We start from the raw sequence: 23,892 nt of genomic DNA, 5'->3' as shown, positions 1-23,892 counted from the left end.
GCCGGGACCGCCGCCGGCCGGTCGGCGGGCGCACCGGCCGGGGGCAAGGCGGCGGACGCGCCGGCTTCGGCTTCGGACGCCTCCGCGGTGTCCGCGTCGGCTTCCGGCCCAGGCTCCGGTTCACGTTCCGGCTCCGGTGCGGACTCCGCCTCCGGGGCCCGGTCCGGCACCGCGGTCGCCGCCGCGGCCACGGGAGCCGGCGCATCCGCTCCCGCGAAGGAGGGCGGCCCCACCGCTGCCGTACTGAACTCCAGTGCGGCAGACGGACATCCGGGCGGTTCCGGGGGCGCGCACCCGCGGACCACCGCGTCCAGGTCGCCGCTCACCGACGCGGTGTCCCGGCGGACGATGGTCATCATCGCCGTGGTCGTGGCGCTTGCCGTGCTGGGCACGGTCCTCGCCGTCACTCTGGGTGGCGGGGACGGTTCCTCGGGTTCCGGTGAGAACAAGGCCGGGGACGACAAGTCCGCGTCCAGCGGAGCGAACGCGGGAAGCGACACCAAGCAGGACGGGAACGCCGGCACGGACAAGGACGGCGACGGGAAGAACGACGACGGAAAGAACGGTGACGGGAAGAACGACTCCTCGGGCGGCGCGACGAAGGAGAGTTCGCCCAGCGCGAGCGCTTCCGGCGAATCCAGCGGTTCGGGTGGTTCGGGCGGTAATTCCGGCAGCGGTTCGGGCGGCAAGGCCGAATCGACGCACAAGGACGGACAGGGTTTCTCGATAGGTCTGCCCAAGGGCTGGAAATACCAGTCCACGAGCGCGGCCGGTGCCCGTTTCGCCGGCCCCGACGGGCAGAAGCTGCTGGTCGCCTGGACCACGACGCCCAAGTCCGACCCGGTGGCCGACTGGAAGAACCAGGAGCAGTACATGCGGCGGTCGCAGTACCAGCGCCTGCGCATAGAGAAGGTGGACTACCGCGGCTGGAACACGGCCGACTGGGAATTCACCTACGTGGAGGGCGGCACGCAGTACCGGACCATAGACCGCGGGTTCGTCGTCGACGACAGCCAGGGATATGCGCTCATGTACACCGCGAAGGCGTCGAAATGGGACACCGGACTTCGCAAGGAGACGTGGCGGACGCTGACGACGTCGTTCGAACCGAAGTCCTGAGGGGCACGAGACACCTGAGATCTCGTATCTCCTCATGACGGGTTGCCTCCGGCACGTATCGTGAGTGGTTGCGGACCGTACGCAGCCGCAATGGCAGCCACAACGGGACGCATGGCGAACGGATCTGACCGGCCGGGCGGCAGGGGGAGGCATCGTGGACGACTATGCGGGACGGGTACTCGCCGACCGCTACCGCCTGCCGCTGCCGCCGTCGGACGAGTACGAGATCGCCACGGAGTCACGGGCCTTCGACACCTACAGCGGCCAGGAGGTCGTGGTCCGGCAGGTGCCGCTGCCCGAGGTCGTCGAGGCGGAGGTGCTCGACGCGGACGGGCTGCCCGACGGGTTCGTGGCGGCGGACGCCGGAGTGCGGGGGCCGTCCGCGCGGACCACGCGCAGGCCCGCCGAACCGGCCGTGCGACGGGCGATCGAGGCCGCGCAGGCCGCCGCGCAGATACCCGACCACCCCCGGCTCGACCAGGTCTTCGACGTGTTCGCCGAGGGCGGGTCCCTGTGGATAGTGAGCGAACTGGTACCCGCGCGGCAACTCGCGGAGCTGCTCGACGAGGGACCGCTGAGCCCGTACCGGGCCGCCGAGGTGGCCTCCGACGTGCTGACCGCGCTGCGGGTGCTGCACGCGCACGGATGGGTGCACCGGAACATCACCGCGCGTACCGTGCTCGTCTGCGACGACGGGCGGGTGATGCTCACGGGGCTCGCCTCGGGAGCCGCGGAGGAGGCGCTGTGCGGATACGACCCGGTGCCGCCCGCCGAAGGCGACGCGGGCGGCGGTCCGGCGTTCCCCGCGGGTTCGCCGGGGCCGGCCGGGCAGCTCGACCGGGCCGGTGCTCCCGGTGCCCCCGACAGGACCGGCGGGGCCGGCGGACAGGCGGTGCCCGGTGCACGGGGGGCGGACGGCGGCCGGACTGCGGTCGAGGCCGTGCGCGGGGGCGCGGTGCCCGTCCCGCAGACCCAGGCCCGGGCACATGCCTCGGAGATGGCGCAGCGGGCGCTGGACGCGGGCGGAGACGTACGGGCCGCACGGGCCGGGGCCATCGCGGCCTACCGCGCGGGCACGAGGGCCGCGGCCCGGGTGCAGGAGGAGCAGCGGGACGGCCGGGGCGCGGCACTGCCCGCTCCGCGTCCCCGGCCCGCCGGAGGAGACACCGGGGGGACCCGGCTCCCCGGGCAGACGGCCGGGCAGACAACCGGGCACACGGCCGGACAGACAGCTGGAGAGATATCCGGACAGCTCTCCGGGCAGATCTCCGGACACGGGACGGAGCGGACCTCGCCGCCGGGGCAGATCGTGGATCCGTACGGGGTACGGCCGCCGGGCTCCTGGCACGGCGCGGCGCCGCGCGGCACCGTACCCGGGGCGGACCGCTCCGGGCAGGATCGTGCTCCCGCGCTGCCCGACGGCGGCGACGGCGGCACGGGCGGAACCGGCGGCATCGGCGCGGGCGGGGTCCCCGCCCACCGGAACCGGTCCGCCCCCGCGTCGGCCCCCGCCGGGCGCGGCCCGGCCACCGCGCTGGTGGCGGAGCGGGCCCGGCAGGCGCGGATGGCCGTCGTGGGCCCCGTCACCGAGCGCTGGGCGCCCGAGCAGGCCGGACCCGTGCACGAGAACTGGCAGCTGGCGGCGCCGATCGGGCCCGCGACGGACCTGTGGGCGCTCGGGGCACTGCTCTTCCGCGCCGTCCAGGGCCATGCGCCCTACCCCGAGGAGAGCACCGCCGAGCTGGTGCAGCTGGTGTGCGCGGAGCCGCCCGCGTTCGCGGAGGAGTGCGGTCCGCTCCGGCCGGTCGTGGAGTCGCTGCTGCGCCAGGACCCCACCGAGCGGCTGGACTTCGAGGATCTCCGGGGCTGGCTGCGCTCACTGGTGAGGTCGGCGCCCGAGCCGGAGGCGGGTACGTACGTCGTCGCGGCGCCGCCCGTGGACGCCGCCCGGCTGCCGGTCGTACGCCGTCGGGGCGAGATCGTCCGCAGGCGGCGCGCCGGGCTGCCCGCCACCAGTGGCCGGCACAAGCGGGAGCGGCAGGGCGGCGAGGTCAAACCGCGCCGGCTCGGCCGCACCCTGCTCCTGCTGATCCTGCTCGCCATGGCCGCGGCCGTCGCGTACGCCGTGGCGTTCATGCCGAAGAACGAGACCGGCGGGGAGCGCACCGGTTCCGCCGGGGACGTCGTCAGCCCCGCTCCCGGGCACTCCGGGGACACCGGCCAGGAACCGGACGGGAACTCCGGCACCGATCCGCAGGACGAGAAGACACCGGACGAGGAGGCGCCGGACAAGGAGAGCGGTCCGACGCGCTCGTCCAGTTCCACGACCCAGACCACCGGTCCCGACCTCCCACAGGGCTTCACCCTGCGCAAGGACGCGGAAGGGTTCCACGTGGCGGTCGCCAACGGCTGGGAGCGGGCCGGGAAGAACGGCCGCGGCCAGGTCGTCTACTCGCACGCCGGCTTCGAGCTGCTGGTCGTCCCCGGACGGGACACGACCAGCGAGTACGGCAGCGATCCGATGGCCTACCAGCGTGAGGACGAGCGCGAGTTGCAGCCGTTCCGCGACTCGACCTGGGCCACGTCCAGCGGTATGCGGCGGATAGACGTCGGCGGACGGGCCATGGCCGAGGGGCAGTTCACCTGGCAGGACTCCCAGGGGCGTGAGGTCTACGTGCGGAACCTCGTGATCATCGCCGGTGGGCGCTACCACGTGGTGCAGGTACGCGGTCCGGAGGCCGAGCGCGACGAGGTGACGCGGCTGTACGAGCAGGCGTCGTCGACGTACCGGATCACGGACTGACGTGATGTCATGACAGGTGGCCGTCAGGGCCCTTGTACGGTTGCCGGGCCGGTGCGGACGGGGGGCGTCCACGCCGTCGGGTGCGCCGTAACCGTCACAGTGCTGTCTCCGTAGTCCCCCGCCAGTTCCCTGGGCGGGTACCGGTCCTTAGTCTGACCCTGTCAAGAGCATTGCGGGGAAACGTGAATCAGATGCAGGGCCTGCTTCTGGCGGGGCGCTACCGGCTGGTCGACTCCATCGGCAGCGGCGGTATGGGCCGGGTGTGGCGAGCGCGCGACGAGGTGCTGCACCGCGCCGTCGCGATCAAGGAACTGACGGCCGCGCTCTACGTGTCCGAGAGCGAGCAGTCCGTCCTCCTCGCCCGCACCAGGGCCGAGGCCCGGGCGGCGGCGCGCATCAACCACTCGGCCGTCGTCACCGTCCACGACGTGCTGGAGCACGACGGCCGGCCGTGGATCGTGATGGAGCTCGTCGAGGGCGGTTCGCTCGCCGACGCCGTCAAGGACTCGGGGCGCATCGAACCGCGGGAGGCGGCCCGGGTCGGGCTGTGGGTCCTGCGCGCGCTGCGGGCCGCGCACTCCGCGGGCGTCCTGCACCGCGACGTCAAGCCCGGCAACGTGCTGCTCTCCCACGACCGCCGCGTGCTGCTCACCGACTTCGGGATCGCCCAGGTCGAGGGGGACACGACGATCACCCGCACCGGTGAGATCGTCGGGTCGGTCGACTATCTGGCCCCGGAGCGCATCCGCGGCCAGGACCCGGGCCCGTCCGCCGACCTGTGGGCGCTCGGTGCGACGCTCTACACGGCGGTCGAGGGCAGATCGCCGTTCCGGCGGACGACACCCCTGACCACCATGCAGGCCGTGGTCGGCGAGGAGGCCGAGGCCCTGGAGCACGCGGGCCCGCTCGCACCCGTCATCACCGCCCTGCTGCGCAAGGATCCCGCCGAGCGGCCCGGTCCGGAGGAGACCGAGCGGATGCTCGCCGAGGCCGCGGAGGGGCGGACGCCGGACGCGGCGCGGACCCGTGCGCCGACAACGGAGTACGTGGCCACGACGCGGGAGCCGCTGGGGACGTTCGGGCAGGGAGCCGGGGTCGGGGAAGCCGGTCATGCCGGTGTCCACGGGACGTACGGCGGTCAGGTCGGTCAAGGCGGTCAGAGCAGTCAGAGCGGTCAGTATGCGCAGGGTCCCTACGACAGACCCGACGGGCACGACACCTACGGCAGCCAGGGGTGGCCCGGGCCCGGGCCGGGCGTCGTCACCGCCCACCGGCCCACGGCGGCCGGTACGGCCGGGCGCCGCCGGTCGCGTACCGTCGCCGCGGTCGTGCTGGCGGCCGCGCTGGTCGGTGGCGGAGGCGCGGCGGCGATGCTGTACCTGGACGGGCGGGGGGACGGGGGCACGTCGACGTCCTCGGACCGGTCACCGTCGCCCGGCGACCAGTCCTCGGACGCGTCGGACTCCTCGGACGCGTCGGACTCGTCGGGTTCTTCGGGATCGGCGGGCTCTTCGGGCGGACAGGACGACGGTAAGCAGACCGGGGGCACGACGCAGGCCGGTGACGTGCCCGACGGCTGGGAGCGCGTCAACGACGTCAAGGGGTTCAGCCTCGTACTGCCCGAGGGCTGGGAGCGGCGGCTCGACGGCGAGCAGATCGACTACACGCCCGACGGGGGCGAGCACTTCGTGCGCATCGCCGTCGACGACTCCCCCGACTTCGACAGTCCGTACCGGCACCTCGTGGATCTCGAACAGCAGCTGAAGCAGTTGAGCGACTACCAGCGGGTCGGTCTCGACGCCAACACGTTCCGGGACCGGCCGGGGGCGCTGTGGGACTTCACCTGGACCGCGCTGCCCAAGGACACGGAGTTCCCCGGCCCGCGCCGGGCCATCGAACAGGCGTACCTCGGGCGGGACGGGGTGGAGTACGTGATCTACATGTCCGCCCCCGCCGGCGACTGGGGAACGGCCCGGGAGCAGTTCGACGCGATCCTGCGGGGATGGCAGCCGCCGGCTCCGCGGTGACGGGGGACCACGACCGGCCCCGGGGACGTCCGGCCCTGGGGACGTCCGGTTCCGGGGACGTCCGGTTCCGCGGGGTGTGCCAGGTCGCGCCACTCCCCGCGCCCCGTAAGGGACGCTGCGTCCGGGTGTGTACGGCGGTTGTCGGCCACCGAGGGCGCGCGGGCCCGGAAGGGACAAGTCCGGTGCGGCATGATGGGACACATGGGGACCGAGGGGGAGAGACCGGAGGACGATGCCCGTCTCGTCGCGGGCCGTTACCGCCTTGGGGCCAGACTCGGCCGGGGCGGCATGGGTGTCGTGTGGCAGGCCACGGACCAGTTGCTGGCCCGGCAGGTCGCGGTCAAGGAACTCACCGTCGACACCTCGCTCTCGGCGGCGGAGGCCCGGCTGCAGCGCGAGCGCACCCTGCGTGAGGCACGCGCGATCGCCCAACTGCGGCACCCGCACATCATCGTCGTGCACGACGTCGTGGAGCAGGACGAACGCCCGTACATCGTCATGGACCTGCTCGAAGGGGGCTCCCTCGCCGACCGCATCTCCCGGGACGGCCCCGTCGACGCCGTCGAGGCGGCCCGGATGGGGATCGACCTCCTCAGCGCGCTGAGCAAGGCGCACGGCGCCGGCGTCCTGCACCGCGACCTCAAGCCCGGGAACGTGCTCCTCAACCTGGAGGGCCGGGTCGTCCTCACCGACTTCGGGACGGCGCAGGTCGCGGGCGCGACGACGCTCACCGAGCGGGGGTCGTTCGTGGGCTCGCCCGAGTACACCGCACCCGAGCGGATGTCCGGCCTCAGGACCGGGCCCGAGTCCGACCTCTGGTCCCTCGGCGCCCTGCTCTGCACGGCCGTGAGCGGCGAGTCCCCGTTCCGGCGCGACTCCCTGAGCGGCATCCTGCACGCCGTGGTGGTCGACGACCTGCACCTGCCCGCCGCCGTCGAGCCCTTACTGCCCGTCGTGCTGGGCCTCCTCGAACGGGATCCCGAACGGCGGATCGACGCGATCGAGGCGGAGCGGCTGCTGCGGACCTTCCTGGCCACGGGCCGTATGCCGCCCGTCCCGTCCGGCTGCACACCGGGGCGGCCGGGCGCGGCCGGACGGGACCCCGGCGCCCCGGCACCGGCCGACCCGGACGACGCCGCGCGGTTCCCGCCGCGGCTCCCCTTCGCCGCCGGCTCCTCGATGCGCAACGTGCTGATCGCGACCGCCCTCGTCGCGGCCATGGCCGTGGCGGGTGTGTCGGCGGCCGCGCTGCTGATGGGCGACGACGGCAACGGGCTGACACCGCCCTTCGGTTCGGCCACCCCGTCCCGCACGGCCGTCACGGCCACCACGACCCCGGGTCCCGGGCCCACCGCCACCGGCTCCCGGCCGTCCGCCCCGGCGAGCCGTACCGTGCCCACGGGGTACCGTCTGGCCGTCGACGCGGCCGGATTCTCCCTCGCCGTCCCGGTGGGCTTCACCCGCGAGGCACAGGGGGAGCGGATCTTCTACCTGTCGGCGGGGAAGACCTTCCGTATCGGCGTCAAGGTGTCCGCCCCGGGAGCCGGCGGTCCGCTCGCGGTGCTGAAGCGCGCGGCGGCCGACGGGCCCGGCACCTATCCCGGGTACCGCGACGGCCGGGTCACCGAGACGACCCGTTCCGGACGCGCCGCCGCGCTGTGGGAGTTCACCTGGGACGGCTTCAGCAGGGCGGAGGGCACGCGGCACGTCTACGAGCTGTGCTGGGAGGAGGGCGGCCGGATGTACGACGTGCTGGTGTCGGCGCCGTTCGGCCAGGCGCGGGCGGCGCGGGAGTACTTCGACGTCGCGGTCGACACGTTCGCCCGCACGGGCTCCTGAAGGCGCGTCACGCGTCACGGGTCTGTGACCGAAAAGCGCCCAGGGTGGAGCGGAAGTGCCCGGCGCGGTAAGGATGGACCCATGAGCAGCGACGGGGGACACTCCTACAAGCCTGACGAAACGACGAGTTTCCGTCTGCAACCGCCGCGTCCGCCGGTCGCCGTACCGCACCCGGGGAACTTGTACGCCTCGCCCGCCCAGGTCGTACCCGAGGCGCAGATGCCGCAGATGCCGCAGACACCGCAGGTGCCGCACGCATCGCACGACCCTGGTGCCGTGCGGCTCGTCGCGGGCCGGTACCGGCTGCTCGACAAGCTCGGCCACGGGGGCATGGGCACCGTGTGGCGGGCCCAGGACGAGACGGTGGACCGGGAGGTTGCCGTCAAGGAGCCGCGCGTACCCGAGCATCTTCCCGAACGTGAACGGTCCCAGGTCTTCGAGCGGATGCGCCGCGAGGCGCGCGCCGCCGCCCGGCTCGACCACCCGGCCGTCGTGAGCGTCCACGACGTCGCCGTCGTGGACGGCAGGCCGTGGATCGTGATGGAGCTGGTCAGAGGGCGTTCGCTCGGTGCGGCGCTCCAGGAGGGCACGCTCGGCGCACCCGAAGCGGCGAGAATCGGCCTCGAAGTGCTCGGCGCGCTGGAGGCCGCGCACGCGGCCGGCATCCTGCACCGCGACGTCAAACCGGACAACGTGCTGCTCGGCACGGGCGGCCGGGTCGTGCTCGCCGACTTCGGCATCGCCCGGATCGAGGGCGAGCCGAACCTGACCGACACGGGCGGTTTCGTCGGCTCACCCGAGTTCGTCGCGCCCGAGCGGGTGCTGGGACAGCGACCGGGTCCCGCGTCGGACCTGTGGTCGCTGGGCGTGGTCCTGTACGCGGCCACGGAGGGCGTCTCGCCGTTCCGCCGCAGCAACACGCCCGCGACGCTCCAGGCCGTCCTCAACGCCACGCCGGCCCCGCCCGCCGCGGCCACCGGTCCGTTCGCCGAGGCCGTCAGCGGCCTCCTCGACAAGGATCCGGGCCGCCGCCCGGACGCCGCGCGGGTGCGCGCGCTCCTGGAGCGGACCGTGCGGCCTCCCCAGCCGCCGCCCGTCCAGGCCGTCCAGGGCGTCCAGGACGTCCAGCCGGCGGCACCCGGCGGCGGGGCGGCCCGCCTCGGCCGCAGGGCGTGGCTCGGCATCGCCACCGGTGTGGCCGCCGTGGTCGTCGCCGCGGCGGTCACGGCGTACCTGGTGCTCGCGGACCCGTTCGCGGGCCCGCTGCCGGACGGCTGGAGGAAGGCGGAGGTGAAGGCGCTGGGCGCGACGGTGGCCGTACCCGAGGGCTACCGGAGGACCGTGCCGGAGCCGGACGCGCCGCAGGACGAGCACTGGGTGCGGTTCACCGACCCGAGCGGTGCCCTCTGGGTCAGCCTGTCGCTGGACAGGAAGAGCGAGGACACCACGGGCGGGATCGCCTCGACGGCGTCGGCGGAGATGTACGAGGACGACACCGCCTACAAGCGGAGCGGCTCGTACGGCCTCGACATGGACGCGCAGCCCGTGCCGAGGAGCGATCCCGCCGACGTGACGTACAAGGACCGCAAGGCCGCCCGGAACACCGTCGTCTACACGAGTACGGACAGCACGAACCCGCTCCCGCGCGAGCTCCAGGTCCTCTACTACCGGACGCGGTCCGGCGACATGTACAAGCTGATGATCGGCTACCCGGGCCAGGGCGACTTCACCGGGCGCGGGCGCGAGGTCGCGCGGACGGCCGTCGCCAACCTCGACATCGACAGGCTGTGACCGGCGGAGGGAGCCCCCTCGCCGGTCACAGCCCGCCGGACGGACCGCGGATCAGCCGAGCTTCGCCGCCTGAGCCTTGATCAGCGCGGCCGGGACCCCGTAGTCGGAGACCTTCGCGTCGTCGGCGAAGGCCGCCAGGCTGAGCGTGAAGTACGTGGCGACGGTGTTCCCGTGCCGCGCGACCTCCGCGTGCACCACCGGGTTGCCGTCGGCGTCGGCGGTGGCCGCGAACGCCAGCGACTCGTCGCCGTTGCCGGACGCCTTCTCGCTCGCGATCTTCTTGAACTTCTGGGGCTCGCCCTTGGCGGTGGCCGTGAACCCGCCGGCGCAGCCGTCGATCGCGGTGGAGACCGAGGACATGGCCTTCTCGGCCCCGTCCCCCTCGTAGGAGGAGAGGGACACGATGGTCATCGTCGAACCGAGGGCGTCGGTGATCGAGTTCATCGCGTCGTCGAGCTCCTCCTCGGTCATGTCCTCCAGGGACTTGGAGGGCGACGCGCTCGCCTTGGCGGCGGGGTCCTCCTGGACCAGGCGGTTGACGTACGACGCCTCGTCGCCCGGCGCGAAGCCGGTGAGGACGTACACGAGGGGCGCGCACTTCTCGTCGTCGACCTCGATGTCCTTCTTGGAGGACGCGAACTGCTCGGCGGCGTCGGCCGGACCGACCTTGAAGTTCTTGACGTCGGCCGTGGCGATGATCAGCTTCTCCAGCTCGCCGTCGCTCAGGACCTTCGCCACCGGCTCCTTCGCGCCCGCCTTGTCGCCCGGACCCGAGTCCGACTTGGTGTCCGAACCGCTGTCGGAGCAGCCGGTCACCAGGGCGAGCGAGAGGACCGACACGACGGCGGCGACGCCGGTGCGCGGCAGCGTGAATCTCTTCATTATTCGAATGTTCCTTCGGTGATCTTGAGTGAAGCAGGAGTCTGTGCGGAGGCCAAGGAAACGTCAAGTCGGTCCGGGGCGGCATACTGCTGCCCCGGGCCGACGGGGACCGGCGCGGACGGACGCGGAGAGGCGGCAGGCGTGGGCCTGGATCTTGACGGGCGGGCGCACGCCCGGCAGCGGTGGGCGGCGCGCGGCGCCCTGACGGCCGCCGGTGTCGCGGTGCTGCTGCCGCTCGGGTACGCGCAGATCGAGAGCCTGCTGCTGGTCGCGGTCGGAGCGTTCGGCACGGCGCTGACCGTGGCCGCGCTGTGGTGGGTGCTGACCCTCCGCGGGGCGGCCCGGGCCGCGGCCGTGGGGCTGGCCCTGGCGACGCCCGCCGCGGTCGTCTGGTTCTTCGCCGCGGAGAACCTGCTCTGGGTCGTCATGGTGTCCCTGGCCCTGTGGGCCTGCGCCGTCTGGGCCGGGAAGTTCGCGCTCAGCAGCACCAGGTCCCACACCGTGAGCGTGCCGGAGCACCGGACCCCCGCCCCCGTCAGGCCCTTCCTCATCATGAACCCGCGCTCCGGGGACGGGAAGGTCGGGCGCTTCGGGCTGAAGGAGAAGGCCGAGCGGCTCGGCGCGCGGGTCCACCTCCTCGACCCCGACCGGCGGGAGGACGTGACCGCACTCGCCCGGCGGGCCGTCGCTGACGGCGCCGACCTGCTCGGTGTCGCGGGCGGGGACGGGACGCAGGCGCTGGTCGCCGCCGTCGCCGCGGAGCACGGGATACCGTTCCTGGTCGTCAGCGCCGGCACCCGCAACCACTTCGCCATGGACCTCGGGCTCGACCGGAACGACCCGGCGGCGAGCCTCGACGCGCTCACCGACGAGGGCGTCGAACTCCACGTCGACCTCGGTTTCGCCGACACCCACCCCTTCGTCAACAACGCCTCGTTCGGGGCGTACGCGGCGGTCGTGCAGAGCCCGGAGTACCGGGACGACAAGGTGCGCACCACACTGGAGCTGCTGCCCGAACTGCTCACGCACCAGCGGGGGCCGCGGCTGACCGCCCGTCTGGAGAAGAGCGACGGCACCGGGGCGGCCGTCATCGACGCGCCCCAGGCCCTCCTCGTGAGCAACAACCCCTACCGCATGGACGATCCGGCGGGGCTCGGCTACCGCGAGCGGCTGGAGTCGGGTGTGCTGGGCGTCCTCGGCATCAAGGTGGAGAACGCCGCCGAGGCCGCCGGGCTGCTGCTGGGGCGCCACTCCACCGGGCTCACGGTGCTGAGCGCCCGCGAGGTGGTCGTGGACGCCGACCGCTCCGAGATCGAGGTCGGTGTGGACGGCGAGGCGCTCGTCCTGCCCACACCGGTACGGTGCCGGATCGAGCCCGGGGCCCTGCGCGTGCGCGTCCCCGGGAACCGGCCGGGCGTCCCGGAGACCAAGCCGCCCCTGGACTGGCGCCGGCTGCGCAAGCTGGCGGCGGCGGTGGGACGTACGGCACTGCCCCGGCACCGGGCCCTGCCCGGGAGGGGGCAGCCGTCCGGGGAGGAGCGTCCGCCCGGGGAGGAGCACCTGTCCGGACAGGCACGTCTGTCCGGACAGGAGCGGTCGTCCGGGGGCCGGACACCGCCCGCGGCCTGACACCCCCCGCGGCCCGCCGGCCCACGTCATGGAGCCCTCACGTCATGGAGCCCGCGCGCCATGGAGCCGACGACCCTCGCCGACGGCAGCCGGACGTACGGACTGCGGATGCACGGACTGCGGGTGGACGTGCCGAAGGGGACGGCGGGCGGAGAAAGGGACGTCGGGCCGGGGAAAGGGACGCGGCCGTGTGTGAAGGGGCACGGCCGTGTGTGAAGGGGCACGCAAACGGCGCGGGGCCGAGCCGTGAGGTGACTCGGAGAGACGGCTGCGGCCGCCGGCTCCGGCGTCCCCGTCCGTCCGGACCGCCGATTCCTGCGCTGACAACAGCCTGATCAGACAGTTTGCCGCCAGTGATCACTGGCGCCGTGTGTGTGGTCGGTGAAACCCTGTTACCGACGGGTACCCAAAGTGCCCGAACGGGCATACCCTGCCGCTCATGACGGACTCGCAGGCTCCGGCACAGACCCCGGAGAAGACCGGCACCAACCCCCTCGCGCCCGCTCCCGCGGGCGCCCGCACGGCGGCCGACGTGGTCACGCCGGAGTTGATCGCACAGCTCACGCGCGACGTGGTCGGCTCGGGCCGCACCGCCAGCCACACGCCGTTCACCGGAGAGAAGCTGGCCGACCTGCCGGAGTCGACGCCGCAGGACGTGGCACGGGCTTACGAGCTGGCCCGCGCCGCCCAGTCCGTATGGGCACGGACACCGGTGAAGGAGCGGGCGGCCGTCCTCCTGCGCTTCCACGACCTCGTGCTCGCCCGCCAGGCCGAGGTGCTGGACCTGATCCAGCTGGAGACCGGCAAGGCCCGTCTGCACGCCCACGAGGAGATCCAGGCGGTCGCCGTCGCGGCCCGCCACTACGGCCGCCGGGCGCCCTTCCACCTGCGCCCCAAGCGGCACGCGGGTGCCATGCCGGCCCTCACCCAGGTCACCGAGTTGCGCCACCCGCGAGGGGTCGTCGGTCAGATAGCCCCCTGGAACTACCCCCTGGAGCTGTCCGTCGGCGACGCGCTGCCCGCCTTCGCCGCGGGCAACGCCGTCGTGATGAAGCCCGACACCGAGACCTGCCTCACCGCCCTGTGGGCCCGTGACCTGCTGATCGAGGCGGGGCTGCCGGCCGGCGTCTTCCAGGTCGTCCTCGGCGAGGGCCCCGTCGTCGGCCCGGAGGTCGTCAGGCACGCCGACTACGTCTCCTTCACCGGCTCCACCCGTACGGGCCGCGAGGTCGCGCAGGGCGCCGCGGCCCGGCTGGTCGGCGTGTCCCTCGAACTCGGCGGCAAGAACGCCATGCTGGTCCTCCGGGACGCCGACATCGACAGGGCGGCGGCCGGCGCGGTCCGCGCCTGCTTCTCCTCGGCCGGCCAGCTGTGCATCTCCATCGAGCGGCTCTACGTCCACGAGTCGGTCGCGGACGCGTTCCTGGAGCGGTTCGCCGCACGCACCAGGGCGATGCGGCTCGGCACGTCCCTCGCGTACGGCGCCGACATGGGCTCGCTGGTCGGCGAACGCCAGCTGGAGACCGTGACCCGGCACGTCGAGGAGGCCGTCGCCAAGGGGGCGACGGTCGTCGCGGGCGGGGTGGCGCGCCCGGACATCGGCCCGTACTTCTTCGAGCCGACCATCCTCGACGGCGTCGAGGCGCCCATGGCGGTCTGCGCCGAGGAGACCTTCGGCCCGGTCGTCTCGGTCTACCGGTTCGAGGACGAGGACGAGGTGGTCGAGGCCGCCAACGCCACGGCGTACGGCCTCAACTCGTCGGTCTGGACGAAGGACGGCCGCCGGGGCGCCGCGCTCGCCGCCCGGCTGCGGACCGGGACGGTCAACATCAACGAGGGGTACGGGCCCGCGTACGGCAGCGTCCAGTCGCCCATGGGCGGCATGAAGGACTCCGGCCTCGGCCGCCGCCACGGCTCCGAGGGCATCCTCAAGTACACGGAGGCCCAGACGGTGGCCCGGCAGCGCCTGCTGCCGATGGGCCCGTCCCTGGGCATGGACGACGAGAAGTACGCCGCCCTGATGACCCGCAGCCTCCGCCTGATGAAGGCACTCCGCTTCCGCTAGGCCCGCCCGCGAGGGGCGCGAGCCCTCACGAACCACCCGCACTGCACACTCGAAGGGGAGACAGCGCGTGCCTCAGGACACTTACGACTACGACGTCATCGTCGTGGGTTCGGGCTTCGGCGGCTCGGTGACGGCCCTGCGCCTGACGGAGAAGGGCTACGACGTCGGCGTCCTGGAGGCCGGCCGCCGGTTCACCCGCGCCACGCTCCCCAGGAACTCCTGGGACCTGAAGAACTACCTCTGGGCGCCGAAACTCGGTATGTACGGCATCCAGCGCATCCACCTCCTCGGCAACGTCATGGTGCTCGCGGGCGCGGGCGTCGGCGGCGGTTCGCTCAACTACGCCAACACCCTCTACATACCGCCCAAGCCGTTCTTCCAGGACCCGCAGTGGAAGGACATCACCGACTGGCAGGAGGAGCTGAAGCCGTACTACGACCAGGCGCAGCGCATGCTCGGCGTACGGCTCAACCCGACCATGACCCCCTCGGACGTCCACCTCAAGGCGGCCGCCGAGCGGATGGGCGTGGGCGACACCTTCCACCTGGCGCCGGTCGGGGTGTTCTTCGGCGACGGCAGGGACGCCGACGGGACCGTGGAGGCGCGGCCGGGACAGCAGGTCGACGACCCGTACTTCGGCGGCGCGGGCCCGGCCCGCAGCGCGTGCGCCGAGTGCGGCGAGTGCATGACGGGCTGCCGGCACGGCGCGAAGAACACCCTCACCGAGAACTACCTGTACCTCGCCGAGAAGGCCGGCGCGGTCGTCCACCCCCTGACGACCGTCACGTCCGTCACGGACGACCCGCGGGGCGGGTACGCCGTCTCGACCCTCCCGACGGACCGCGGGCGCAAGGGCGGGGCCCGTGTTTTCAGGGCCCGCCGGGTCGTCCTCGCGGCCGGCACGTACGGTACGCAGACGCTGCTGCACCGCATGAAGGCGGGCGGGCAGCTCCCGCACCTGTCGGACCGGCTGGGCGAGCTGACCCGTACGAACTCCGAGGCCCTGGTCGGCGCGCAGACCGACAACCGCCGCTACCGCAGGGCCACCGGCCGGGCGAAGGTCGACTTCACCCGCGGGGTCGCGATCACGTCCTCGATCCACCCGGACCCCAGCACCCACATCGAGCCCGTCCGCTACGGCCGGGGGTCGAACTCGATGGGCAGCCTGTCGATCCTCCAGGTCCCCTACACCGAGGGCTCCTCGCGGGTGCTCGCCTGGCTGGCCAACGCGGTGCGGCACCCCAGCCGCCTGGCCCGCTCGCTCTCGAACCGCCGCTGGTCGGAGCGGACCATCATCGGCCTGGTGATGCAGTCCCTGGACAACTCCCTGACGACCTACCTGAAGACGAAGGGCCCGGGCAAGGGCCTGCTGACGGCACGGCAGGGCCACGGCGCGCCCAACCCGAAGCAGATCAAGGCGGCCTCGGAGGGCGCCAGCGCGATCGCCGAGGAGATCAACGGCTTCGCCGGCTCGAACATCGGTGAACTCATGGGCACACCGCTGACCGCGCACTTCCTCGGCGGCTGCCCGATCGGCGCGTCCGCGCGGGAAGGGGTCATCGACCCGTACCACCGGCTGTACGGGCACCCTGGCATCTCCGTCGTCGACGGCGCCGCGATATCGGCGAACCTGGGCGTGAACCCGTCGCTGACCATCACCGCGCAGGCCGAGCGCGCGATGTCGTACTGGCCCAACAAGGGCGAGGCGGACCCGCGTCCGGCGCAGGGCGCCGCCTACGAGCGCCTGAAGCCGGTCGAGCCGCTCAGGCCCGCGGTCCCCGCGGAGGCGTTCGGGGCCCTGAAGCTCCCGTTCCTGGGCATGCCGACGATGCCCCCGAAGAAGTGACGACACCCCCGGAGGAGTGACGGAGGACCTGCGCCCCCCTCCGAGCGCAGGTCCTCACGTCATGTACGGGGCGAACGAGCAAGCCCCTTCAGGGGCGCGGGGAACCGCGCGACCGGCCCCCACCGGACCCGCGGTCGTCCCCGCCCCCGGCGGAACTACGCGTCGCTGCCGGCCTTGCGGCGGCGGGCGACGAACACGGCTCCCGCACCGGCGACGAGCGCCGCACCGCCCACGAGGCCGATGGTCGGCAGGGCGGAGTTCGAGCCGGTCTCGGCGAGGCTGCCGGTCGGCAGCTCGGAGACGTCGCCCTGCGGCTTCTTCACCGGCTCCTTGTCGGCGTCGTCGTTCGGCGTCGCGGTACTACCCGGGTCGGGGTTGGTCGCACCGGCCTTCAGCACCTCGAAGTCGTACTGCGCCCAGCCCTCGGCGACGCAGTCCTGACCCTCGACGTTGTCCAGGTAGGCGCCGGAGCCGAAGGAGTACGAGTCACCGGCCGGGGCGCCCTTGTCGATGCTGAAGCGCAGGTCGACCTTCTCGCTCGCCGCGGACTTCAGCTCCTCGACGTAGAAGAAGTAGTTGCCGGCCCAGTTCTCGTCGCCGATCCGCTCCCACTTGCCGGACTCGGTGTTCTTGAACTGCAGCGTGACGTACGGGCTGAGGTACTTCGCCTCGTCGAACTCGTAGTTCTCGATCTCGGCGTAGAAGGCGACACCGTCGATGTCGGTCTTCGACTCGTTGGTGACGACCAGCTCGAAGTCGTGGAAACCGTCACCCGCGACGATCTTGCCCGGCAGGCCCTTGATGTCCGCGGAGACCTTGGCGTCGCCGTAGTTCTCGTCGAGGTCCTCGCAGAAGGGGGCGTCCGGGTCGACCGGCTCCTCCGGCTCCCCGCCCGGCTCCTCCGACTCCTCACCCGGTTCGGGGGTCTCCGAAGCGGACTGGGACGCGGATCCGGTCGGCGACGTGCTGGCGCTAGTGCTCGGGGCGTCCGAGGGGATCTCGGTGCCCGGCGCCGTCGTCCCGGGCGCCTCCGTGGGGGACGCGGACCCGGTCTCGCTCCCGGTCGCGGTCGGCGCCGCGGACGTGGACTCGCTGGGCGACGGGGTCGCGAAGGCGGCCGGAGCCGACAGCAGCGCGAGCGGGGCTATGACAGCCGTCGTGGCCGCGGCGGCCATGACACGGCGGAGCTTCATGAAGACCTCGGAAAGTCCGGTGCGCCACGTCGTCGCGGCACGAGATTCGGGAGGCCTCCGCGTGGCGGTCGCGGGTATGGCCGTTGGTTCCGCATGTGAGACCTGTGACCCCTGTGAAGGGTTGCCCTGAAACTCACACAACTTTTATGTGGGCTGCGTCACACAAAGGGCCGACTTGTGAACTTCCGTGCGCACCGCCTAGAACTGACCCTCGTTTGACTGTCGTTCAGGAAGCCGGCCGACGGGCCGGCGACGGGGGAGAGGCGCGAGTGCCGTGGGCGAGAAGCCGTCAGAGGGATCCGAGGAGCTCGGTGAGTCCGTGCCGGACGACGTGTGGGCACGGTTCGTCCAGGACAGCGAGCGGGACATCCGCGCCTCGCAGGCGCCCAAGGAGCCGTCGGCGCGCGCCCGCATGGTGACCGAGCGGCTGCGGCAGCAGGAGGCGCGCGGCGAACTGCCCCCGGGCTGGCGCACCGGCCCCTCCTGGGAGGAGACACAGGGACGCAGGAACCGGCGCCGCAGGGTGTGGACGGTCCTCGGCGTCGTGCTCGCGGGCGCGGTGGCCGTGGTCGCGATGAAGCCGTCCCTGCTGCCGGGCGACCCCTTCGGCACGGGCTCGTCGGAGACGGATTCAGGGGCGGGCGCGCGGCCGGTGGCCCCGCTGCCCGCGGAGACCGCGCCCGAGACCGCGGCCCCGGGCGCGGCACCCGGAACGCCCACCCTGGACGAGCCCTTCGCCGGCTCCCCGGCCGCCCGGTACGCCGACGGCGCCGCCGGGATCGTGCTGCCGGAGGCGAAGGCGGCCGGCGTGTTCTCCGAGGACCAGGTCGCCCGGGCCCTGGAACAGACCAGGGCCCTGCTGGTCGACGCGAACCTCGACCGCGGGACCCTGCTCGGCGGCACCCCCGGGACCGTGCTCGACAAGGTGCTCGACCCCCGGCAGCCCGAACTGGTCGACGGCCTGAGGTCCTCGCTGCGCGAGCCCGGGGAGGACAACGATCCGCTGCGCATGTTCAGCCGCTTCGACCCGGACGAGGTGCGGCTCGTCGGCGACGTGGTCAAGGTGCGGGGCCGTACGACCTTCGAGGCGGGCCGGGACGGGGCGCTGGACATCCACACCGACCACACCTTCGTGTACGCGGTGGCCCCGGCCGACCCGGACTCCACCGAGGTGGCCCGCACCATCGTCCGCCGCGTCATCGACCTGCGGATGTCCGACCCGGCGAAGTACCGGGTGACCCCGGGCAGGCTGGCGGTCGTCGACAACGACAACGACATCGGCAACACGGTCTGCTCCGTCCACGACGGCTTCCTGCACCCGGGACCGGGCTCGACCGGTCCCACGGGCGCGCCCCCGAGCGGGCCCGCGGTCGACCCGTACGACCGCAGCCGGGACATCGGCGACTCCGGCACGGAAGCGTGCGGAACGGTGACGCGGACGTGACGACGGCAGGAGCGGGAGCCGGGATCGCACGGTCCCTGGTGGCCGTGGCGGCGGTGGCCGCCCTCGCCTGCACGGCGGCGTGCGGCCCGGGCGGTTCGGGCGGCCCGGACGGTTCCGACCGGAACGACCGGGGCGGGAAGTCGTCGCGGAGCACCGCGGAGACCGGCCGGGCGGACGGCGGAGGGCGGTCCGGGACGCCGGCCGGGGGAACTCCGGGGAATCCCGGGGGCCCGGAGGAGGGCCGGGGGAGTCAGGAGGGGCGGGCCACGCCGGGCCCCCGGGGCACCGGGAAGGAGCGGAGGACGGCCGGGGCCCTGACCGAGGCGCGGTTGAGGAAGGCCGTGCTCGTGACGGGTGACGTCGAGGGCTACGAGTTCGAGGAGTCGGGAGGGGCGGGCCTGCTGGGGCGGACCTCCCCGGCCACGCCGTCGAAGTGCGGGCCGATCGCCGACATGTTCCTGTTCGCCACCACCCCCGCCTTCGAGGCCGGGGTCAGCCGCGGTGTCGGGGCGAAGGACGAACTGGACGCCTCGGTGACCACGCTCGCCCTCCTCTCGTACGACTCGGACGGGGCCGACGAGGTCATCGACGGGCTGCGGTCGGCGACGAGGAGCTGCACCTCGTACCGCCACGGCGGCTACGACTACGGCGAGGTGAAGGCGGCGGACGCCCCGGACCTGGGGGACGAATCCGTCGCGTTCAGGCTGGTCGCCTCGATCGAGGGGGCGCAGGTGCCGACCGCGTACACGGTCGTCCGCGACGGTACGACGCTGGTGGCCTTCAGCTCGATGAACATGCTCCGGGCGGGCGGGGCCGAGGTCCCGGTGGAACTCGTCGAGGCGCAGCTCACCAAACTGGCCGGGGTGGCGCGGAGGGGCGAAGGGCCCCGCGGGTGATCCACGGGGCCCTTCGTGGTCAGCACCGACGTCAGGGCAGCGCCGGTGCCTCGGAGGCGGCGCTGGGGGGGGTAGCGCCGCTTCTTGGCTTGTCCGCCGGTCGGCGCCCCGGCGCACCGGGGGAGTGCGTGTGGTGTCGACCAATGGCGGTAGGACGAGGCGATGCGGGTACCGCTGTGGGACTCGGGGCTGTCCCTGCATCGTGCTCGATGGGCCGCGGCCTCCGCAACCGTTTCGACCGCCCTTGCACAGATTCCGCCGGCCGGCTCCGGGCGTCCCCGGAGCCGACCTTCCCTGGGTGACCGGGCCGCTGTCCCCTGCCGTCCGGTCACTTCTCCGGAACGGGGTCCCACGGCGCACTTCCGTACGCCTCCCGTCCCGGCGGAGCCACGCGTGGTTCTTCGGGCCCGCCCCTGGCTGGCACGGACATTCGGGACAACGAAGCCCGTCGCGGGACGGTCACGCGCCGTACGGGTGAGAGGGCATGCGTACGTGCGTGCCCCGGACGTCCGTCGTAGGCGGGCCCGCGCGCTGTCGTACGGAGTGCCGTACGCGCTGCCGTACGGGACGGCCCGGGCATGCCGTACGCGTCCTCAGACGCGGCCCCGGCACAACTCCAGCAGGGTCATCGCGAGGGCGGTGCCCGGCTTGCCGAGGGCCTCCCTGTAGTGGCCGAGCACCTCCATCTCGCGGGCCAGGTTCACACGGCGGCCGCCGGAGGTGATGCGGGCCTCCTGGACGACCGCCGAGACGGCCATGCGTTCCTGGACGAGACCGATGATGCGGTCGTCGAGGGTGTCGATGCGCTCGCGGGCACCGGCGATCACGCCGGCGGCCTCTTCGGTGCGGGCGCCGGTCCTGTCGGAGGTGGTGGTGGTGCTCATGCGGTGGGCTCCGTTTCGGGTGCGGTGCCCCGGATCGGCGAGGACCGGAAAACGCAGGCGCCCCGGGCCTTGTCGGCCCGGGGCGCCTGGGAAGTCGCTCGTCAGTTGCTCAAGCAGCACGACCATGGCAGCCGGTGGGCCGGTTGCCATAGGTAAAGCCGAAGGGCTGGTGCGTGAGCATGGGAGCAGTATGCCGGTCCGGCCCGGACCCTCCAACCCGGCTCGCATCATGAGACGGCCCGCATCTTGGGAGGGCTGGTACCCCGGGAGGGTCCGCATCCCGGGAAGGTGCGTACCCCGGGAGGGCCGGCAGGTGGTGCGGTGGTGGGTGGTGCGGTGGCGGGTGGTGCGGCGATGGGCGGTGCGGTGGCGGGCCTCGGGAACCCGTCGCGGGCACCCGCCCCGCCACCCCCGTTAGACTCGGAACCACCGCCCGTTGAACCGCCGGAAGGCAGACCGTGCCAGAAGCGTCCCCCGTCGCCCCCGCCCCCGACACCGTCCTGGTCGTCGACTTCGGGGCGCAGTACGCCCAGCTCATTGCCCGCCGGGTCCGCGAGGCCCGGGTCTACAGCGAGATCGTTCCGAGCACGATGCCGGTCGACGAGATCCTCGCCAAGAACCCGGCGGCGATAATCCTCTCCGGCGGCCCCTCGTCGGTGTACGCGGAGGGCGCCCCCAGCCTCGACCGCGCGATCTTCGAGGCCGGCGTCCCCGTCTTCGGCATGTGCTACGGCTTCCAGCTGATGGCGACCACCCTCGGCGGCACGGTCGACAACACGGGCGCCCGCGAGTACGGCCGTACGCCGCTGCACGTCTCGAAGTCCGGCTCGACCCTGTTCGAGGGCACCCCCGACGAGCAGTCCGTGTGGATGTCGCACGGCGACGCCTGCAGCGCGGCCCCCGAGGGCTTCTCGGTGACGGCCTCCTCGGACGTCGTCCCGGTCGCGGCCTTCGAGAACGACGAGAAGAAGCTCTACGGGGTCCAGTACCACCCCGAGGTCATGCACTCCACGCACGGCCAGCAGGTGCTCGAACACTTCCTGTACCGCGGCGCGGGCCTGAGCCCGGACTGGACCACCGGCAACGTCATCGAGGAGCAGGTCGCGCTGATCCGCGAGCAGGTCGGCGACAGGCGTGCCATCTGCGGCCTCTCCGGCGGCGTGGACTCCGCGGTCGCCGCGGCCCTCGTGCAGAAGGCCATCGGCTCCCAGCTGACCTGCGTGTACGTCGACCACGGTCTGATGCGCAAGGGCGAGACCGAGCAGGTCGAGAAGGACTTCGTGGCCGCGACCGGCGTCCAGCTGAAGGTCGTGGACGCGGAGGAGCGCTTCCTCACCGCGCTCAAGGGCGTCTCGGACCCCGAGGAGAAGCGGAAGATCATCGGCCGCGAGTTCATCCGGGTCTTCGAGCAGGCCCAGGCGGAGATCATCGCGGACGAGGGCCCGGAGGTGGCCTTCCTCGTCCAGGGCACGCTCTACCCCGACGTGGTCGAGTCCGGTGGCGGTACGGGCACGGCCAACATCAAGTCGCACCACAACGTCGGCGGACTTCCCGAGGACATCGAGTTCCAGCTGATCGAACCGCTGCGGCAGCTCTTCAAGGACGAGGTCCGGATGGTCGGCCAGGAGCTCGGCCTGCCGGAGGAGATCGTCCAGCGCCAGCCGTTCCCGGGTCCCGGTCTCGGGATCCGGATCGTCGGCGAGGTCACCAAGGAGCGGCTCGACCTGCTCCGCGAGGCCGACGCCATCGCCCGCGAGGAGCTGACCGCCGCCGGCCTCGACCGCGACATCTGGCAGTGCCCGGTCGTGCTGCTCGCCGACGTCCGCTCCGTCGGGGTCCAGGGCGACGGCCGTACGTACGGCCACCCGATCGTGCTGCGGCCCGTCTCCTCCGAGGACGCGATGACGGCCGACTGGTCGCGGCTGCCGTACGACGTCCTCGCGAAGATCTCCACGCGCATCACGAACGAGGTCGCGGAGGTCAACCGCGTGGTCCTCGACGTGACGTCGAAGCCGCCGGGCACCATCGAGTGGGAGTAGCGGCCGGGCCCCGGACGTCCCCAGGACCCGGGTCCGCCGTCCCCGGGCCCTGGGACGGCGGACCCGGGGCTCAGGTCTGCCGTCCCCGGGCTCAGGTCCGTCTGAAGGTGCGCACCGGCACCCCGGGCTGCCAGATCTCGACGACCAGGTAGCGGTCGTCCTCGACGCGGGTCCGTACGACCTCCGTCAGTTCGGTGCGGAAGAGGTGGAACGGCTCCGGCGGTTCCACCTCTTCGGTGTACCGCGCCCGCTCCGCCGGATCGTCGACCTCGACGGCACGGCCCGCGATCCGTACGTCGCCGCCGTCCATCCCCGTGCCCGGACCAGGGTTGCTCTGCAGGGCGAAACGCGGGTCCCGGCGCAGGTCCAGGGCCTTGACGGAGCCCGGCATCATGCCGAGCCACAGCTCCCCGTCCAGGAAACGCACCTCCAGGCCCGAGGTGCGGGGCGACCCGTCCTTGCGGAGGGTCGCCACGACGTGGTGCGTGAAGGCCGTGAACCGTTCCTCGACGGTCCTGGCGAGGTCCGGTTCCGCGGCGACGAGGGCCGCCCAGTTCGACGTCGTACGAGTCATACGGCGAGTCTGACGCCGATACCCGACATCTAGTGTCGCTTTTTCGGCAGGGTTCGGCGGGCCCTGCGGACGGGCCCGCCGAGGGCCGGTCCCGTCGACCGCAGCCGCCGGGCGAGCCGGTCCCTGCGTACCACCTCCAGGCACAGGAGGAGCGTGCACACCGAGGTCATCGCGGCGCCCGCGGCGAGCGACGCCCGCCAGCCGACGGGGATCAGCAGCAGTGCCATCAGGGCCGCGCTGGCGGACATGAGGACGGCTGTGCGGCGCCAGTCGGGGCCGTCGTCGTCCAGGGCGTCGAACTCGATGCGGGCCTTGAGCAGATCCACCGCCGGTGCCACGTCCGGCAGGGGTCTCAGGGTGCCGGGGCGCATGCCCGGGGCGCGGCCCGCGGCGAGCCGGCCGAGAGCCGCCGTACCGCGTTCGCGGGCCTCGGGACGGGGATCACGGACCAGTCTGACCCGGAGCGCCTGGCCGAGCCTGTCCGCTCCGTCGTACCGGAAGCCGTACTGCACGGCGACGTAGGCGAGTGCGGCGAGACGGCGTGGGGATCCGCCGGGGTCGTCCAGGACGACCACGTCACGCGTGGCCACCTGTCTGAGCATGGCCGCGATACGGCGCTCGGTCTTCTTCACGGGCGCGACGGGGGCAGGGGCGGGGGCGGGGAGGCGGTCGCACGGCGCGGTCCGTGCAGCGTGTGGGGAAGGCGGTGCACGGGGGGTCCCTCCGAGGGGCGTCGGCGCGGCTGCCCGACGGATGTGTCGGCTCCGGTCAGCCAGACCGGCGACCCACTGCAACGGTTGTGCACTCTCTTCTCCTACATGTCTGTTCTCCTGCGCTGACCGCCGGTAACTTCCCGCCCGT

At 73.0% G+C, this 23,892-nt stretch carries 16 protein-coding genes and 2 pseudogenes; 13 read left to right on the top strand and 5 right to left on the bottom strand.

What is annotated here, in order from left to right; all coding sequences use genetic code 11:
• The 6 genes and pseudogenes from KM933_RS01360 to KM933_RS01340 all read left to right on the top strand — a co-directional run.
• Nucleotides 1-1,119: pseudogene (locus tag KM933_RS01360) on the top strand (serine/threonine protein kinase); the annotation flags it as partial.
• Nucleotides 1,120-1,183: 64 nt separating this feature from the next.
• Nucleotides 1,184-1,819: pseudogene (locus KM933_RS40520) on the top strand (protein kinase domain-containing protein); the annotation flags it as partial.
• Between the two features lie 1,401 nt (nucleotides 1,820-3,220).
• Nucleotides 3,221-3,922, top strand: a complete 702-nt coding sequence (locus KM933_RS40820) for a hypothetical protein (RefSeq protein ID WP_488269379.1) — start codon at nucleotides 3,221-3,223, stop codon at nucleotides 3,920-3,922.
• A 191-nt stretch (nucleotides 3,923-4,113) separates the two neighbouring features.
• Nucleotides 4,114-5,949, top strand: coding sequence for a serine/threonine-protein kinase (locus KM933_RS01350; RefSeq protein WP_221347861.1), 1,836 nt, complete (start codon nucleotides 4,114-4,116; stop codon nucleotides 5,947-5,949).
• Between the two features lie 201 nt (nucleotides 5,950-6,150).
• Nucleotides 6,151-7,788, top strand: coding sequence for a serine/threonine-protein kinase (locus KM933_RS01345; protein WP_221347860.1), 1,638 nt, complete (start codon nucleotides 6,151-6,153; stop codon nucleotides 7,786-7,788).
• Between the two features lie 81 nt (nucleotides 7,789-7,869).
• A complete protein-coding gene (locus KM933_RS01340) occupies nucleotides 7,870-9,579 on the top strand; it encodes a serine/threonine-protein kinase (RefSeq protein WP_221347859.1) in 1,710 nt (569 codons plus the stop codon).
• Between the two features lie 51 nt (nucleotides 9,580-9,630).
• Here the strand turns inward: KM933_RS01340 and KM933_RS01335 are convergent, their stop codons facing one another.
• On the bottom strand, nucleotides 9,631-10,461 hold the full coding sequence (locus tag KM933_RS01335; RefSeq protein WP_260332851.1) for a hypothetical protein: 831 nt from the start codon (nucleotides 10,459-10,461) through the stop codon (nucleotides 9,631-9,633).
• 141 nt (nucleotides 10,462-10,602) lie between these two features.
• Here KM933_RS01335 and KM933_RS01330 point away from each other — a divergent pair, with 141 nt between their 5' ends.
• The 4 genes from KM933_RS01330 to KM933_RS01315 all read left to right on the top strand — a co-directional run bounded on the left by KM933_RS01330 (nucleotide 10,603) and on the right by KM933_RS01315 (nucleotide 16,001).
• A complete protein-coding gene (locus KM933_RS01330; protein ID WP_221347858.1) occupies nucleotides 10,603-12,090 on the top strand; it encodes a diacylglycerol/lipid kinase family protein in 1,488 nt (495 codons plus the stop codon).
• Between the two features lie 60 nt (nucleotides 12,091-12,150).
• Nucleotides 12,151-12,306 (top strand): hypothetical protein, encoded by a 156-nt coding sequence (locus KM933_RS01325; protein ID WP_221347857.1) that lies wholly within the window; start codon nucleotides 12,151-12,153, stop codon nucleotides 12,304-12,306.
• Nucleotides 12,307-12,529: 223 nt separating this feature from the next.
• The gene (locus KM933_RS01320; protein ID WP_221347856.1) at nucleotides 12,530-14,155 is read left to right on the top strand and encodes a succinic semialdehyde dehydrogenase; all 1,626 of its coding nucleotides are present in this window, start codon (nucleotides 12,530-12,532) and stop codon (nucleotides 14,153-14,155) included.
• Nucleotides 14,156-14,222: 67 nt separating this feature from the next.
• The gene (locus tag KM933_RS01315) at nucleotides 14,223-16,001 is read left to right on the top strand and encodes a GMC family oxidoreductase N-terminal domain-containing protein (RefSeq protein WP_221347855.1); all 1,779 of its coding nucleotides are present in this window, start codon (nucleotides 14,223-14,225) and stop codon (nucleotides 15,999-16,001) included.
• A 155-nt stretch (nucleotides 16,002-16,156) separates the two neighbouring features.
• Here KM933_RS01315 and KM933_RS01310 read toward each other — a convergent pair whose 3' ends face one another.
• The gene (locus KM933_RS01310; RefSeq protein WP_221347854.1) at nucleotides 16,157-17,194 is read right to left on the bottom strand and encodes an LPXTG cell wall anchor domain-containing protein; all 1,038 of its coding nucleotides are present in this window, start codon (nucleotides 17,192-17,194) and stop codon (nucleotides 16,157-16,159) included.
• Nucleotides 17,195-17,513: 319 nt separating this feature from the next.
• Here KM933_RS01310 and KM933_RS01305 point away from each other — a divergent pair, with 319 nt between their 5' ends.
• Entirely contained in the window at nucleotides 17,514-18,638 is a 1,125-nt protein-coding gene (locus KM933_RS01305; protein WP_308013199.1) for a hypothetical protein, read from the top strand.
• Nucleotides 18,635-19,534 (top strand): hypothetical protein, encoded by a 900-nt coding sequence (locus tag KM933_RS01300; RefSeq protein WP_221347852.1) that lies wholly within the window; start codon nucleotides 18,635-18,637, stop codon nucleotides 19,532-19,534. Before KM933_RS01305 ends, KM933_RS01300 begins: the two co-directional genes overlap by 4 nt.
• A 593-nt stretch (nucleotides 19,535-20,127) precedes the next feature.
• Here the strand turns inward: KM933_RS01300 and KM933_RS01295 are convergent.
• Nucleotides 20,128-20,418, bottom strand: a complete 291-nt coding sequence (locus tag KM933_RS01295) for a chorismate mutase (RefSeq protein ID WP_221347851.1) — start codon at nucleotides 20,416-20,418, stop codon at nucleotides 20,128-20,130.
• Nucleotides 20,419-20,876: 458 nt separating this feature from the next.
• Between KM933_RS01295 and guaA the strand changes: the two genes are divergently transcribed.
• Nucleotides 20,877-22,457, top strand: a complete 1,581-nt coding sequence (gene guaA / locus KM933_RS01290) for a glutamine-hydrolyzing GMP synthase (RefSeq protein WP_221347850.1) — start codon at nucleotides 20,877-20,879, stop codon at nucleotides 22,455-22,457.
• Between the two features lie 91 nt (nucleotides 22,458-22,548).
• Here guaA and KM933_RS01285 read toward each other — a convergent pair whose 3' ends face one another.
• Together KM933_RS01285 and KM933_RS01280 are read right to left on the bottom strand one after the other, a co-directional pair.
• Nucleotides 22,549-23,031, bottom strand: coding sequence for a pyridoxamine 5'-phosphate oxidase family protein (locus tag KM933_RS01285; protein ID WP_221347849.1), 483 nt, complete (start codon nucleotides 23,029-23,031; stop codon nucleotides 22,549-22,551).
• Between the two features lie 29 nt (nucleotides 23,032-23,060).
• Nucleotides 23,061-23,663 carry a hypothetical protein gene (locus KM933_RS01280; RefSeq protein WP_221347848.1) on the bottom strand — a complete coding sequence of 201 codons (603 nt, stop codon included), beginning with the start codon at nucleotides 23,661-23,663 and terminating at the stop codon, nucleotides 23,061-23,063.
• Nucleotides 23,664-23,892: the final 229 nt, after the last annotated feature.

The organism is Streptomyces beigongshangae (assembly GCF_019710745.1).
Classification (GTDB): domain Bacteria; phylum Actinomycetota; class Actinomycetes; order Streptomycetales; family Streptomycetaceae; genus Streptomyces; species Streptomyces beigongshangae.
This window is presented reverse-complemented; position numbering and strand designations above follow the sequence as displayed.